Here is a 15,165-nt window from a genome sequence, read left to right as displayed (position 1 = left end):
CCGTCGTGCCCCGCACGCGCCCGTCCGGGCGCGTGAGCCGCACGTGAGCACGATCGCGCTCGTGGTGAACCCGACGGCAGGTCGGGGGCGGGGGCGCACGGCGGGGGTCCGCACGGCGGACGCGCTGCGCGCCGCCGGGTACGACGTGCTCGACCTCAGCGCACCCAGCCTGCCGCTCGCGCAGGAGTCCGCCGACGCGGCGGTCCGAGCGACGGCAGGCGTGGACGCGCTCGTCGTCGTCGGCGGGGACGGCATGGTCCACCTCGGCGTCAACGCCGTCGCGGGGACCGGCGTGCCGCTGGGGATCGTCGCCGTCGGCACGGGCAACGACTTCGCGCACGCGCTCGACCTCCCCACGGGCCGCACCGACCGGTGCGTCGCCGCGCTGCTCGCCGCGCTCGACCCGCCCGACCCCGCCACGGGGTCCGGCTGGGCGACGCGCGCGGTGGACGCCGCGCACGTCACGGGTGACCACCTGCCGACGCCACGCTGGTACGCCGGTGTGCTGTCTGCGGGCGTCGACGCGGCGGTCAACGCGCACGCCAACGCCGCGACCTGGCCGCGCGGCCGGTCCCGGTACGCGCGCTCCGCGCTCACCGAGATCACGCGGTACCGCCCCTACGGGTTCCGCGTCACCCTGCGCGGCGTCCCCGACCGCGACGCCCTGCCCGACGTGCTCGCCGGGGCGCCGCTGGTCCACGAGACCACCGCCGACGACGGCGCCGTCGTCTGGGAGTCGCCCGGTGCGCTCGTCTCCGTCGCGAACGGCCCCCGCATCGGCGGCGGCATCCGCATCGCCCCCGACGCCGCGCTCGACGACGGACTGCTCGACGTCGTCCTCGCCGGCCCCTTCGGGCGCTGGGGAGCGGCCCGGATCTTCCCCGGCATGTACGCGGGCCGGCACCTCGCGAACCCCGGCGTCGGCACCCTGCGCGCCCGGTCGGTGACGGTCGCCCCCACCGAGGCGGGCGCGGCGCCGCCGCACGCGTTCGCCGACGGCGAGCACCTCGGGCCCCTCCCGGTCCGCGTCGACGTCGTCCCGGGCGCGCTGCGGCTCCTCACCGCGCCGCCCGCGAGCGCCTGAGCCCGGGACGGGGCCCCGGCGCCGGTCGCGCCGCACGCGGCGAGGCGGCCCACGGACCGTAGGCTGACGGCATGACGGCCGCCGAATCTCCCGCCGCCCGCTACGCCGCCGCTCAAGCCCGCCAGGCCGCGTCCCGGACCCGCCTCGCGGAGTTCCGGCAGATCCTCGACTTCCCGCTCGACGACTTCCAGGTGCGCTCGTGCGAGGCGCTCGAGGAGGGGCGCGGCGCCCTCGTGGCGGCGCCCACGGGGGCAGGAAAGACCGTCGTGGGCGAGTTCGCCGTGCACCTCGCGCTCACGGGCGGGCGCAAGGCGTTCTACACGACGCCCATCAAGGCGCTGTCGAACCAGAAGTACGCGGACCTGGTGCGCCGGTACGGCCCGGACCAGGTGGGGCTCCTCACGGGCGACACGACGATCAACGGCGAGGCGCCCGTCGTCGTCATGACGACCGAGGTGCTGCGCAACATGCTCTACGCGGGCTCGCGCACCCTCGAGGGGCTCGCGTTCGTCGTCATGGACGAGGTGCACTACCTCGCGGACCGGTTCCGCGGCCCGGTGTGGGAGGAGGTCATCATCCACCTGCCCGACGACGTGCAGCTCGTCTCCCTGTCCGCGACCGTGTCGAACGCCGAGGAGTTCGGCGACTGGCTCGAGATGGTGCGTGGCGACACCACGGTGGTCGTCAGCGAGCGCCGCCCGGTGCCGTTGTGGCAGCACGTGCTGGTGGCGTCGGCCAACCCTGCGGGGAACCCGGCCGCGGGCGTGGCGCACGCGGGGGGTCGCGCGTTCGGCGCGGACCTGCTCGACCTGTACGCGGGGCACGTGGACCCGACCGACCCGGGCGTGAACCCGCCCATCAACCCGGACCTGCTCGCCGCGTTCCGGGCGGCGCCCCGCACGGGGGCGGGCGGTCCGGGCGGGCGACGCAACGGGGACCGCGGGTACCGCGGGCGGGGCGGGCGGCGCCCGGGCGGTGACCGGACGGACCGCGCGTTCGGGGTGCGGCGCACCCCGGCACGGTTCGCGGTGGTCGACGCGCTCGACGCGGACGGCCTGCTGCCCGCGATCTACTTCGTCTTCTCGCGCGCCGGCTGCGAGGGCGCGGTGCAGCAGTGCCTGACCGCCGGGCTGCGGCTCACGTCGCCCGCGGAGGAGGCGGAGATCCGGCGGGTCGCGGAGGAGCGCACCGCGACCATCCCCGCCGAGGACCTCGAGGTCCTCGGGTACTGGACGTGGACCGAGTCCCTCGCGCGGGGGATCGCGGCGCACCACGCGGGCATGCTGCCGGTCTTCAAGGAGACGGTGGAGGAGCTGTTCAGCCGCGGGCTCATCAAGGTCGTGTTCGCCACCGAGACGCTCGCCCTCGGCATCAACATGCCCGCCCGGTCCGTCGCCCTGGAGAAGCTCGTCAAGTGGGACGGGACGGCGCACGTCGACGTCACGCCCGGCGAGTACACCCAGCTCACCGGGCGGGCGGGGCGGCGCGGCATCGACGTGGAGGGGCACGCCGTCGTCGTCGACCACGCCGGCCTGGACCCGGTGCACCTCGCAGGGCTGGCGTCCAAGCGCCTGTACCCCCTGCGGTCGAGCTTCCGACCGACGTACAACATGGCGGTGAACCTCGTCTCGCAGGTCGGGCGCGACCGCGCCCGGGAGGTGCTCGAGACGTCGTTCGCGCAGTTCCAGGCCGACCGCGGCGTCGTCGGTCTGGCGAAGCAGGCGCAGGCGCACGCGGAGGCGCTCGAGGGGTACGCGCAGGCCATGACGTGCGACCGCGGCGACTTCCCGCAGTACGCCGCCCTGCGGCGTCGCATCGCCGCACGCGAGACGGACCTGTCGCGGGCGGCGAGCCGGTCCCGGCGCGCCGAGGTCGTCGCGGCGTTCGAGCGGCTGCGCCCCGGGGACGTGGTCGAGGTGCCATCCGGGCGCCGCGCGGGGTACGTCGTCGTGCTGGACCCGGGGGAGGGGGCCGGCTTCGACGGACCGCGCCCCACGGTCCTCACGCAGGACCGGCAGGTGAAGAAGCTCACGGTAGCGGACGCCCCCGGCGGGATCACCACCGTGGCGAGGGTCCGGATCCCCAAGGCGTTCAACTCCCGCGTGCCCGCGCAGCGTCGCGACCTCGCCGCCAGCCTGCGCAACGCGCTCGGCGCGCTCGACGAGCCGGGATCGCGCCCCGGGCGCCGCGAACGTGCGCGCTCCGCCGCGGCCGACGACGCCGAGCTGTCGCGCCTGCGCGCCCAGCTGCGCGCCCACCCGTGCCACGACTGCCCCGACCGCGAGGACCACGCGCGCTGGGCGGAGCGCTGGGCACGGCTGAAGAAGGAGCACGACCAGCTCGTGCGCCGCGTCGAGGGCCGCACGGGCTCCATCGCGCGCGTGTTCGACCGGATCTGCGACGTGCTCGTGACCCTGGGTTACCTCGCGCCGGGTACGCCCGAGGACGACCCCACCGCCCCTCTCGACGACGTCCTCGACGCGGAGGACCCCCGCGCCGAGCGTGCACCCGGGGCCGCCGGAGCGCGATCGGCGCGCGCGGGCCTGCAGGTCACGCCCGACGGGCAGTGGCTGCGCCGGCTGTACGCGGAGAACGACCTGCTCCTCGCCGAGTGCCTGCGCCGCGGCGTGTGGGACGACCTCGACGCACCAGGGCTGGCCGCCGTCGTCTCGACGTGCGTGTACGCGGGGCGCCGCGAGGAGCACGGCGAGCCCGACGTGCCCGGCGGCCCCCACGGCAGGCTCGCGAAGGCGATCGAGGCCACGGTGCGCGTGTGGTCCGAGGTCGACGACCTCGAGGACGCCCACGACATCCACGCGACCGCTCAGCTCGACGAGGGCCTCGTCGGCGCCGTGCACCGGTGGGCCGTCGGCCGCAACCTCGACGCGGTCCTGCGTGGCTCCGAGATCGCCGCGGGCGACTTCGTGCGCTGGTGCAAGCAGGTCATCGACGTCCTCGACCAGATCGCCGGCGCCGCCCCCACCCCGGAGCTCCGGCGCACCGCGATCCAGGCGATCGACCGGCTGCGCCGCGGCGTCGTCGCCTACTCGAGCGTGTGACGGCGGTCGCCGCACCCTGGGCGTGACGCGCGCGACACCGCGAGGCGACCACCACCTGCGCGGACGCCTCCAAGGACCCCGGTTGTGGCGGTATGGTGAAGGATTGTGGCCTCAACCCTGTATCGCGGTGGCGTGATCCACTCCCAGACCGACCCGTTCGCCGAAGCGCTCCTCGTCGACGACGGCGTCATCGCCTGGATCGGAGCCGACGACACGGCCGACGGGCTCGCCGCCCGCGCCGACCGTGTGGTCGATCTCGACGGCGCCCTCGTCGCACCCGGGTTCGTCGACGCGCACGTCCACCTGTTCGAGGTCGGGCTCGCCCTCGCCGGCGTCGACCTGTCCGCGAGCGCCGGTGTGACGAGCCTCGTCGCCGCGCTCGAGGCGATCGCGAAGGCGTCCGCGGGCGTCGGGGACGACGATGTCGTGCTGGCGTTCGGGTGGGACGAACGGTCCTGGCCCGAGGGGCGTCCCCCGACGCGCGACGAGCTGGACGCCGCGGCCGGCGGGCGGGCGGTGTACGCGGCGCGCGTGGACGTGCACTCGGCGGTCGTGTCGACGACGCTCGCGCGGCGCTGCGCGCTGGAGGACCGTCCGGGCTGGGACGAGTCCGGGTGGGTGACGAGGGAGGCGCACCACGTCGCGCGCGACGTCGCCCGCGACGTGACGCCGGGGCGGCGCACACAGCTGTACCGGACGGCGCTGCGCGCGGCGGCGGAGCAGGGCATCGTGTCGGTCCACGAAATGAGCGCCCCGCACATCGACACGCGTGCCGGCCTGCGCGAGCTGCTCGAGCTCACGCGGGACGCGTCGTCGGGCCTGGCGCACGTCGCCGGGTACCGGGGCGAGCTGTGCGCGACGGTCGACGAGGCGCGCGAGCTGCTCGCGGACGTGCCGGGGCTCGTCGGGATCGCGGGGGACCTCAACGTCGACGGGTCGATCGGGTCGCGGACCGCGGCGATGCGCCTGCCGTACCAGGACGGTCCCGACCGCACCGACCGCGGCACCCTCTACCTCACCGCGGAGCAGATCGCGAACCACCTGTCGGCCGTCGCCGCGGCGGGCACGCAGGGCGGCTTCCACGTCATCGGGGACCGGGCGATGGACGAGCTCGTCCTGGGGCTCGAGGTCGCCGCGCAGGTGCACGGCACCAGCTCCGTGCGGGCCGCGCGGCACCGCGTCGAGCACGCGCTGTTCGTCGATGCGAACGCGCTCGCGACGCTCCTGCTGTTCGGGGTCAGCCTGAGCATCCAGCCCGGCTTCGACGCCGCGTGGGGCGGGCCGGGCGGCATGTACGCGGCCCGTGTCGGCGCGACGCGCGCGGAGGGGCTGAGCCCGTTCGCGGACCTCGCGGGGGCGGGCGTGCCGCTCGCGTTCGGGTCGGACGCCCCGGTGACGCGTCTCGACCCGTGGGCTGCCGTGCTCGCTGCGATGTCGCACGTGGACCCCGACCAGCAGATCTCCGCCCGGGCGGCGTTCCGGGCGCACACGCGCGGCGGGTGGCGCATCGCCGGGCTCGACCACACGGGCGCCGGCCAGCTGCGCGTCGGGGCGCCCGCGCACCTCGCGGTGTGGCAGGGCGAGCACCTCGTGGTGCAGGGCGCGCTGGGCCGCACGACGTCGTCGTGGAGCACCGACGCCCGTGCGGGTCAGCCGCTGCTGCCCGAGCTGGGCCCCGACGTGCCGCGGCCCCGCTGCCTGCAGACCGTGCGCGACGGCGTCGTGCTGTTCGACACGTTCGTGTGAGCGCTACCGCTTGACACCGCGAGGAGCCGGAGTAGGTTCGACAGGGTGTTCCGGCCCCCGCGGCCGCCGGGGGGATCAGCCACCGACGACGATCCCCCGGCATGCTGTGACGGGTACCTGGCCGGGCTCGCGCGCTCAGTAGAAAACGTGCCTCGCTGGTGGCAGCGCGGTACGGGCCGAAGGGCGCGCGAGCCCGCACACGCACCGCTCCTGCGCAGGTCGGTGGCGTAGTCTGCACCCCGTGCACGACCCGAAGCCCCTGTCCGGACCAGCACCGCAGCCGGACCTCGGACCGACCGTCACCGGCGGCCCCCGCCCTCAGCGCGGACCGTCGCGCGTGCTGACGCTCCTGCTCGCCGTGGCCGGCGGCCTGCTCACCGACGCCGCCTTCCCCGACCGCGGGTGGTGGCCCGCGGCGTTCGTCGGCGTCGCAGCCCTGTTCTGGGCGCTGCGCCGCGACGGCGCCCGGTGGGCCTTCCTGGTCGGGCTCGTCTGGGGCCTCGCGTTCTTCCTCCCGCACCTGTGGTGGGCGAACTACGCCACCGAGACCGTGCCGTGGGTCGCGCTGTCCGTCATGGAGGCGTGCTTCGTCGCCGTCCTGGGCGCGGCGTGGGTGTGGGCGCGACGCTGGTCGTGGCTGCGGGAGCGCCCGGCGCGCCAGGCGGTCGCGTTCGCGGTGCTGTTCGTCGGGGTCGAGCAGACGCGCACCGAGGTGCCGTTCGGCGGCTTCCCCTGGGGGCGGCTCGCGTTCTCCCAGGTCGACTCCGCGCTGGGCCGCGCGGCCTGGCTCGGGGGCGAGGTCCTCGTGTCCATGCTCGTCGCGCTGGCCGGGTCGCTGCTCGCCGTCGCGGTGCTCGCGCTCTGGCGTCGGCGTGCCCTCGTGCGGGGCGTCGTCGTGCCGCTCGTCGTCGCGGCGGGGCTCGTCGCGGTCCCGCTCCTCGTGCCGCTCGACGCGTCCGCCCAGTCCGGCACGCTCGCCGTCGGCGCGGTGCAGGGCAACGTCGGCGAGCCCGGCCTCGGGTCGTTCGCGAACCGGGCCGAGGTGCTGGGCAACCACCTGGAGGGGACCGTGGCGCTCCTCGACCAGGTCGACCCGGGCGAGCTCGACGTCGTCCTGTGGCCCGAGAACGGCTCCGACCTCGACCCGCAGACCGCGCCCGACGTCGCCCGCGCGATCGACCGCGCGGCGCGCGAGGTGGACGCCCCGATCCTCGTCGGAGCCCAGGAGTACCCGGACACCGGCGGCCGCTACAACGTGTCGCTGCTGTGGGAGCCGGGGGAGGGCGTCGTCGACCGGTACGCCAAGCAGCACCCGGCGCCCTTCGGGGAGTACATCCCGCTGCGCTCCCTCCTGCGCGTGTTCTCCGACCAGGTCGACCGTGTGAGCATCGACATGATCGCCGGGACCGAGACCGGCGTGATGGAGCTCGACTCGCCCCGGCTGGGACGCACCGTGCCGCTCGGAGTCGTCATCTGCTTCGAGATCGCCTACGACTCGCTCGTGCGCGACGCCGTCACCGCAGGAGCCGAGGTGCTCGTCGTGCAGACGAACAACGCCTCGTTCGGGTACACCGCCGAGTCGACCCAGCAGCTCGCGATGTCGCGGCTGCGCGCGATCTCCGCGGGTCGTGCGACGGTCCAGGTCTCCACGGTCGGCGTGAGCGGCGTGATCGCCCCCGACGGCACGCTCCTGCAGAGCACGGAGCTCTTCACGGCCGACCAGATGGTCGCCGACCTGCCGCTGCGCACGAGCCTCACCCCGGCCGTGCGGGCCGGCGTGGTGCCCGGGATCGTCCTCGAGGCCCTCGCCCTCGGGCTGCTCGCCGCCGGGGTCGTGACGGTGGTCCGCGAGCGCCGCGGGTCACGGACGGCGCGGACCGAGGACGGCGTGCAGGTCGCCGCCGGGCCGTCGAGGACCGACGCGCGATGACAGCGGTCGCCGGGCGGGTGCTGGTCGTCGTGCCCACCTACGACGAGGCGAAGACCCTGGGGGGCACGCTCGCGCGCTTGCGCTCCGCGGTCCCGGACGCCGACGTGCTCGTGGTCGACGACGCGAGCCCCGACGGGACGGGCGATCTCGCGGATGCCGCGGCCGCGACGGACCCGGCCGTGCACGTCCTGCACCGGGCGGGCAAGCAGGGGCTGGGTGCCGCGTACGTCGCGGGGTTCGGCTGGGCGCTCGACGCCGGGTACGACGTCGTCGTGGAGATGGACGCCGACGGGTCCCACCAGCCGGAGCAGCTCCCGCTCCTCCTGGGCGCACTGAGCGGCAACGCCGGGGTCGGCGGCCCCCACGGCGCGCCGGACCTCGTCATCGGGTCGCGGTGGGTCCCCGGTGGCGAGGTGGAGAACTGGCCGTGGCACCGGGAGGTGCTCTCGCGCGCCGGGAACGCGTACGTGCGCCTCGCCCTCGGGCTGCGGCTCGGGGACGCGACGGCGGGCTTCCGCGCCTACCGCGCCGGCGCGCTGCGGCGCATCGACCTGGCGAGCGTCGAGTCGCACGGGTACTGCTTCCAGGTCGACATGGCGTGGCGCGTGCAGCGCACGGGCGGGCGCGTCGTCGAGGTGCCGATCACGTTCGTCGAGCGCACCGCGGGCCGGTCGAAGATGAGCCGCGCGATCGTGGCCGAGGCGTTGTGGAAGGTCACGCTCTGGGGCGCCCGACGGCGCGCGGACCAGTTCGCGGGGGCGTTCCGGTCGGTGCTGGGCGGGCGGCGCGCCCGCTGACCACGCGAGAAGGCCCGGACCCCTGAGGGGTCCGGGCCTTGTCGACGGGTCGTGGCGTGGCGTCAGGCCACCGCGGGAGCCGTGGGCTCAGGCGCTGCGGCGCAGCTTGCCGGCGCGCAGCAGGCCGAGGCGCTCGTCGAGGAGCTCCTCGAGCTCGGAGATCGTGCGACGCTCGAGCAGCATGTCCCAGTGGGTGCGGGCGGGCTTGCCCGCCTTCGGCTCGGGGCGCTCCGCGTCACGCAGCAGCGCCTCGGCGCCGCAGCGGCACTCCCACACCGGGGGGACCTCGGCGTCGGTCGAGAAGGGCAGGATGATCGTGTGCCCGTTGGGGCAGTCGTAGTGCGCCTGGAAGCGGGGGGCGAAGTCGACGCCCTCGTCCGACTCCATGCTCTTCGCACCGATGCTCATCCCGCGCAGCGAACGGTCGGCCATGGTGTCCTCCTGAGGGGTTCTTCGGGGGTGTGGGCGCGCCCGGTGGGGTGCGGGCGGCGGCCCGGTCTACGAGAGGCAACGCCTCGTCGTCGGTCGGTGTTCCGAGGCAGCGTGAAGGTCCGGTGAACGTCGCGGGGCGTGCGGCCTGTCGGCCCCCCACGGCGTCGAGCCGGTCCGCCACGGCGCGTCGCGGTCCCAGGCTCCCCGGTTTCGGTGCCCCGCGCAACTCGTCCCCCACCCCGGGAGGCGTGCGTGCGCACCCTCACACCGTCGTCGCAGGACGGCGGGAACAATAGGGGAGGGTCACGGGTTGAGCCGCATGTACATGCAAACGCATCGACCGAGGACTCACGGGAGCACACCATGCAGTTCGGCATCTTCACCGTCGGCGACGTCACGACCGACCCCACGACGGGCCGGACCCCCGACGACACCGAGCGCGTGCGCGCGATGCTCACCATCGCGAAGCACGCCGACGAGGCGGGCCTGGACGTCTTCGCGACGGGCGAGCACCACAACCCGCCGTTCGTCCCGTCGTCGCCGACGACCATGCTCGGCTATCTCAGCGGTGTGACGAAGAACATCCTGCTGTCCACGTCCACGACGCTCATCACGACCAACGACCCCGTGCGTCTCGCCGAGGAGTACGCGATGCTCCAGGTCATCTCGGACGGGCGCATGGACCTCATGATGGGCCGCGGCAACACCGGCCCGGTGTACCCGTGGTTCGGGCAGGACATCCGCAACGGCATCCCCCTCGCCATCGAGAACTACGCGCTCCTGCGCCGCCTGTGGACCGAGGACGTCGTGGACTGGGAGGGCAAGTTCCGCACCCCGCTGCAGGGCTTCACGTCCACCCCGCGCCCGCTCGACGGTGTGCCCCCGTTCGTGTGGCACGGGTCGATCCGCAGCCCCGAGATCGCCGAGCAGGCCGCCTACTACGGCGACGGCTTCTTCCACAACAACATCTTCTGGCCCATCAGCCACACGAAGCAGATGGTGCAGTTCTACCGCCAGCGCTGGGAGCACCACGGCCACGGCCCCGCGGACACCGCGATCGTCGGCCTCGGCGGTCAGGTGTTCATGCGCAAGGACTCCCAGAAGGCGTGGGACGAGTTCCGGCCCTACTTCGACAACGCGCCCGTGTACGGGCACGGCCCGTCGATGGAGGACTTCACGCGCGAGACGCCGCTGACCGTGGGCTCGCCGCAGCAGGTCATCGACCGGTACGCCGCGATGCGCGAGCACGTGGGCGACTACCAGCGCCAGCTGTTCCTCATGGACCACGCGGGTCTGCCGCTCAAGACGGTGCTCGAGCAGATCGACCTCCTCGCGGGCGAGGTCGTGCCCGTGCTGCGCCGCGAGATGGAGGCCGCGCGCCCCGCGCACGTGCCGGCGAACCCGCCGAGCCACGCCGAGCGCGTCGCCGCCGCCCGGGCTGCCGGGACCGAGGGCGCCGCACACGTCGGCGGAACCGAGGACCGCTGGACCGGCCGCACCGCCGAGGACGACGAGGAGCCGGCGAAGGCCGGCGCCGCCTTCGGCCTCTGACACCCTGTCCACTCACCGCGAGCAGACCCGAGCACGCCAGGAGCACCGCATGACCCAGAACACCACCGCCCCGGACCGCCGCCTCGTCGTCGTGTCCGCCGGGCTGTCCAAGCCGTCGTCGACCCGGCTGCTCGCCGACCGCCTCGCCGAGGCGAGCGTGCGCGAGCTCCAGGGCCTCGGCGTGACGGCGGACGTCGAGACCGTCGAGCTGCGCGACCACGCGCACGCGGTCGTGGACGCGATGCTCACCGGGTTCGCCACCGGCGAGCTCGCGGGCCTCCTTGAGCGGCTCGCCGCCGCCGACGGGATCGTCGTCGCGACCCCGCTGTTCACCACCACGTACTCCGGGCTGCTCAAGTCGTTCGTCGACGTCCTCGACAAGGACTCGCTGACGGGCACGCCGGTGCTGCTCGGCGCGACGGGCGGCACGGCGCGGCACTCGCTCGCGCTCGAGTACTCGGTGCGCCCCCTGTTCACGTACCTGCGGGCCGACGTCGCCACGACGTCCGTGTTCGCCGCCACCGACGACTGGGCGGCCGGCGAGGCGGACTCCGGCGGCGGCCTGCCCGCCCGCATCGCCCGGGCCGGCCGCGAGCTCGCGGAGAAGGTCGCCCTGCGCAAGAACGCCGGGCCCGCCGACCCGTTCGCCGGCACGCCCGACTTCACGGCGCTCCTCGGCGGGCTCTGACAGGGCGGCACGACCGTCCGACCCTGCGCGCCCCGGCCCTGGTGCTCCCGGCCGGGGCGCGCTTCCGCGACCTGACCTGCGTCGTCGCAGGCCATCGGTCTTGCCCACGAGCGCCGTACCCGGCACGATCGGGGGGACCGGCGACGACGAGGGAGCAGCATGAGCAGCAGCGCGACCGAAGACCTCACCGCACCGCCTGCCGGTACCGCCCCCGACACCGTCGCGGTACCCGTCGTGGAGGCCCTTGCCGAGCACGCGCCCGGCCCGGGTACCGACGGCGCGGCCCCGCCCGAGCGGCGGCCAGTCGGCGTGGTGCGGGCACCGCAGCCCGCGCCCGACGCCGCACGCTTCGCCGCCGCACCCCGCTACCCGGCCATGTTCCACGTCGCCGGCGGCCGGCTCGTCTGGGACGGCGCACGGCTGCGCCTCGTGCGGGGCGACGGGACGGTCCACGAACCCGTCGGGCGACCCGTGGTGACCGTCACCGGGGACGGGTCCACCGTCGTCGTGACCTGGCGCGACGACCGCCACCCGACCGCCCGCGCCACGCGCGCCGTCCTCCTCGACGGCTCCTCCGCACGCTTCGCGCGCTTCGCCCGCTCGCTCGCAGCCACACGCCCGGGCAGCATCGAGGTCGACGACCGGACCGAACCCTCCCCGCGCGTGCCCCGGCTGCGCCCCGACCGCGCGGGCACCGCCCGGCGCCCGGGAGTGTTCGCCCGGGCCGTGTGGCGCGTCGTCGTCGCCCGCGGTGCCGCCGCAGCGAGCGCCGCGAGCGAGGACGGGGGAGCGGCCCTCGTGGCCCGGCTCGAACGGCTCGCCGCGCTGCACCGTGCCGGCGACCTCACCGACGCCGAGTTCGCGCGTGCGAAGCAGGCGCTCCTCGGCTGAGGGGGCACGATCGGGCGGGCGTCAGGCCCCGCCGTCGCCCGCGACGTCGCCGACGAACTCGCGCACCCTGGGAGGGTCCGTGCGGAAGTCCCCGAACCGGGCCCAGGCGACCACGACCCGGACGAGCACGATCTGCTCGCTCGCGAGCGAGGCGGCGAACTCGGGGAACGACGCAAGGTAGGCGGCGGCGCAGCGTTCGCGGTCCTCGCCCACGGGCAGGTCGGCCACGCCCTCGCACTGCAGGGTCGTCCCGTCGGTCCCGCCGACCACCACCGCGACGCGGGCGTCGCGGCGCACGTTCGCGACCTTGCGCGAGGTCGCGCGCGCGTCGAAGACCAGCTCGCCCGCGTCCGTCGCGGTGATCGGGAGGTAGGCGGCCTGCGGGCCCCCGGCGGGGCCCAGGGTCGCGACGACCCCCCACCGCTGCGAACGGACATGGCTGACGAGAGCTTCGCGGTCCACGCGCCGCACCCTAGTCCGGTCGCGCGTCCGGCGCGGTGCCGCGACCACCTGGCGGCGCGCTCCAGCAGTCCCTGCGCGGGCCGTCGTCGTCCCGTACGGTGCAAGGACGACTGCAGCCGACGACGCCCGCAGGAGGACACCATGTCGGACCGGGGATTCCAGCTCGCCGCCATCGCCGTCTACCTCCTCGCGATGCTCGCCATCGGGTACTACGCCTACCGCCGCACGCAGAACCTCGACGGTTACATGCTCGCGAACCGCGGGCTGCGCCCGAGCGTGGCCGCCCTGTCCGCGAACGCGTCCGACATGTCCGGCTGGCTGCTGCTCGGCCTGCCCGGCGCGATCTACGCCGCAGGGCTCGTCGAGGCGTGGATCGCGATCGGGCTCATCGTCGGCGCATGGCTCAACTGGCGGTTCGTCGCGCCCCGGCTGCGCGCCTACTCAGAGATCTCCGAGAACGCCATCACCATCCCCAGCTTCTTCGCCAAGCGGCTCAAGGGCAACGCCCGACCGCTGCGCATCGCCGCCGCCGTCGTCATCCTCGGGTTCTTCACCTTCTACGTCTCCAGCGGCATGGTCGCCGCCGGCAAGTTCTTCGAGTCCTCCTTCGGCTGGCCCTACCTCAGCGGGCTGCTCCTCGTCGCGGTCATCACCCTCGGGTACACGCTCTTCGGCGGGTTCCTCGGCGCCACGCTCACCGACGTCGCGCAGGGCCTGCTCATGCTCGCCGCGCTCGTCGCCGTCCCGGTCGTGGCCGTGACCTCGATGGGCGGCCTCGGCACCGTCGCCGAGGAGGCCCGCGCGGTGAACCCCGACGCGTTCGACCTGTTCTCCGGTATCTCCGACCAGGGCGTCCTCCTCGGCGTCGTCGCCCTCGTCTCCACCGCCGCGTGGGGCCTCGGGTACTTCGGCCAGCCGCACATCATCGTGCGGTTCATGGCCCTGCGCTCACCGCGCGAGGCCACCGTCGCACGCCGCATCAGCCTCGGCTGGATGATCCTCACCGCCGGCGGCGCGGTCGCCACCGCACTCATCGGGATCGCCTACTTCGCCGGCGACCCCGAACGCCCGCTCGACGACCCCGAGACCGTCTTCCTGCTCCTGAGCCAGATCTTCTTCCACCCCTTCGTCGCAGGCCTCGTCCTCGCCGCCGTGCTCGCGGCGATCATGTCGACGATGTCCAGCCAGCTCGTCGTCTGCTCGTCCGCGCTCGTCGAGGACCTGTACAACATCGCCGGACGCCGCTCCACGGAGAAGGTCGAGCTCGTCCTCGGCAGGGTCGGCGTCCTCGTCGTCGCCGTGGTCGCGGTGCTCCTCGCGCTCGACGACGACTCCGCCATCCTCGACCTCGTCGCCTTCGCCTGGGCCGGGTTCGGCGCCGCCTTCGGACCCATCGTGCTGCTGTCCCTGTACTGGCGCCGGCTCACCGCCACCGGCGCGCTCGCCGGCCTCGCCACCGGGGCGCTCACCGTCGCCGTGTGGGGCAACATCGACGCGCTCAGCGGCGCCATGTACGAGATCGTGCCCGGGTTCCTGCTCAACCTTCTCGTCGCCGTGCTCGTCAGCCGCGCCACCGCCCGCCCCGACCCCGAGATCGACGCCGAGTTCGACGAGATGGAGCGCGAGCTCGCCCGACCCTGACGCCGCGCACCGACGACGGCGGCGTCCGGCGCGCACACGGCGGGGGAGCGGAACGAACCGCTACTGCGCCCCGGCGGTTCCCTCCTCGCCGACCGGGCCCGCCCCCGACTCGATCGCGTCGAGGTCCCGCACGGCGAAACGATGGTGCTCCCACTCCTCCTCGAGGATGACGTGCAGGCACGACAACGTCGTCTCCGGACGCCCAGGGGACCACGGGTTCCGGCGCACCGTCGCCAGCTCGGCCGGCGTCACACCAGCGAGGAGCTCTCGCACCATCGCGACCCGGCCCGCGCGAACCTCGAGCACCTCGGCGAAGTCCGGCACCCGCGTCGTGAAGACCGACAGGTCCAGACCGGCCTCCTCGGCGCCGGGACCCGCCAGACCCAGAGGATGGAAAGGCTGCTCGACCCCCAGGACCGCACGGCGCAGCCACATGTCCGTGGCGAGGACCAGGTGCCGCAACGTCTGCGCGAACGACCACTCGCCGTCGACGCAGACGTCGACCGTGCCCGGTGGCATCGACGCGACCCGCTCGAGAGTGCCCGCCCACGTGCGCTCCAACGCGGCCCAGGCGTCTCGCAGACCCTCCGGATCCACCGCACGCCGCTGCGAACGCCCCGGGAAACGACGGTCGAGCTCCGACTCCACGAAGGCCGTCACGTCCACACCGTTCACCCGGAAGAACGTGTCGCCGTCGGACAGCCACGGCGCATCGACGTCCATCGCCCGCACCTCGACCCCCCGCATCACGACACCCGAGAGGTCCGACTCGACGAACCGCGCAGAGCGCAGGTCCGCCCCCACGAACGTCGCCCCCCGCAGGTCGTCGGACCCGGTGAAACTGGCCATGAGCTCCTCCTCGAGAAAGGTCGCGGTGTCCGGAC

General features: G+C 74.6%; 12 protein-coding genes. 9 read left to right on the top strand and 3 right to left on the bottom strand.

The window, feature by feature from the left end; translation table 11 throughout:
* Positions 1 to 43: 43 nt before the first annotated feature.
* The 5 genes from ACMXGY_RS10755 to ACMXGY_RS10735 all read left to right on the top strand — a co-directional run bounded on the left by ACMXGY_RS10755 (position 44) and on the right by ACMXGY_RS10735 (position 8,616).
* Positions 44 to 1,084 (top strand): diacylglycerol/lipid kinase family protein, encoded by a 1,041-nt coding sequence (locus tag ACMXGY_RS10755; RefSeq protein ID WP_483772989.1) that lies wholly within the window; start codon positions 44 to 46, stop codon positions 1,082 to 1,084.
* Positions 1,085 to 1,155: 71 nt separating this feature from the next.
* Positions 1,156 to 4,143 (top strand): DEAD/DEAH box helicase, encoded by a 2,988-nt coding sequence (locus ACMXGY_RS10750; protein WP_483772988.1) that lies wholly within the window; start codon positions 1,156 to 1,158, stop codon positions 4,141 to 4,143.
* 105 nt (positions 4,144 to 4,248) lie between these two features.
* Positions 4,249 to 5,889: an amidohydrolase gene (locus ACMXGY_RS10745; RefSeq protein ID WP_483772987.1), complete on the top strand. Its 1,641-nt coding sequence runs from the start codon at positions 4,249 to 4,251 to the stop codon at positions 5,887 to 5,889.
* Between the two features lie 241 nt (positions 5,890 to 6,130).
* Positions 6,131 to 7,819, top strand: coding sequence for an apolipoprotein N-acyltransferase (gene lnt / locus ACMXGY_RS10740; protein ID WP_483772986.1), 1,689 nt, complete (start codon positions 6,131 to 6,133; stop codon positions 7,817 to 7,819).
* Entirely contained in the window at positions 7,816 to 8,616 is an 801-nt protein-coding gene (locus tag ACMXGY_RS10735) for a polyprenol monophosphomannose synthase (RefSeq protein ID WP_483772985.1), read from the top strand. The genes lnt and ACMXGY_RS10735 overlap by 4 nt, the downstream gene beginning before the upstream one ends.
* Before the next feature lie 87 nt (positions 8,617 to 8,703).
* Here the strand turns inward: ACMXGY_RS10735 and ACMXGY_RS10730 are convergent, their stop codons facing one another.
* On the bottom strand, positions 8,704 to 9,048 hold the full coding sequence (locus ACMXGY_RS10730; protein WP_021483180.1) for an RNA polymerase-binding protein RbpA: 345 nt from the start codon (positions 9,046 to 9,048) through the stop codon (positions 8,704 to 8,706).
* Between the two features lie 363 nt (positions 9,049 to 9,411).
* Between ACMXGY_RS10730 and ACMXGY_RS10725 the strand changes: the two genes are divergently transcribed.
* From ACMXGY_RS10725 to ACMXGY_RS10715, 3 genes are all read left to right on the top strand, one after another.
* Positions 9,412 to 10,599, top strand: a complete 1,188-nt coding sequence (locus tag ACMXGY_RS10725; RefSeq protein WP_483772984.1) for an LLM class flavin-dependent oxidoreductase — start codon at positions 9,412 to 9,414, stop codon at positions 10,597 to 10,599.
* A gap of 49 nt (positions 10,600 to 10,648) precedes the next feature.
* Positions 10,649 to 11,287 (top strand): FMN reductase, encoded by a 639-nt coding sequence (locus ACMXGY_RS10720; RefSeq protein WP_483772983.1) that lies wholly within the window; start codon positions 10,649 to 10,651, stop codon positions 11,285 to 11,287.
* A 159-nt stretch (positions 11,288 to 11,446) separates the two neighbouring features.
* Positions 11,447 to 12,178 carry an SHOCT domain-containing protein gene (locus ACMXGY_RS10715; RefSeq protein ID WP_483772982.1) on the top strand — a complete coding sequence of 244 codons (732 nt, stop codon included), beginning with the start codon at positions 11,447 to 11,449 and terminating at the stop codon, positions 12,176 to 12,178.
* Between the two features lie 21 nt (positions 12,179 to 12,199).
* Here ACMXGY_RS10715 and ACMXGY_RS10710 read toward each other — a convergent pair whose 3' ends face one another.
* Positions 12,200 to 12,640 carry a pyridoxamine 5'-phosphate oxidase family protein gene (locus ACMXGY_RS10710; RefSeq protein WP_483772981.1) on the bottom strand — a complete coding sequence of 147 codons (441 nt, stop codon included), beginning with the start codon at positions 12,638 to 12,640 and terminating at the stop codon, positions 12,200 to 12,202.
* 141 nt (positions 12,641 to 12,781) lie between these two features.
* Here ACMXGY_RS10710 and putP point away from each other — a divergent pair, with 141 nt between their 5' ends.
* Positions 12,782 to 14,281: a sodium/proline symporter PutP gene (putP, locus tag ACMXGY_RS10705; RefSeq protein WP_483772980.1), complete on the top strand. Its 1,500-nt coding sequence runs from the start codon at positions 12,782 to 12,784 to the stop codon at positions 14,279 to 14,281.
* 60 nt (positions 14,282 to 14,341) lie between these two features.
* Here putP and ACMXGY_RS10700 read toward each other — a convergent pair whose 3' ends face one another.
* On the bottom strand, positions 14,342 to 15,130 hold the full coding sequence (locus ACMXGY_RS10700; protein ID WP_483772979.1) for a DinB family protein: 789 nt from the start codon (positions 15,128 to 15,130) through the stop codon (positions 14,342 to 14,344).
* Positions 15,131 to 15,165 lie beyond the last annotated feature (35 nt).

This window comes from Cellulosimicrobium sp. G4 BAM 1002, from assembly GCF_057126935.1.
The sequence above is the reverse complement of the archived record's forward strand: the minus strand, read 5'-3'. Positions and strand labels throughout refer to the sequence as shown.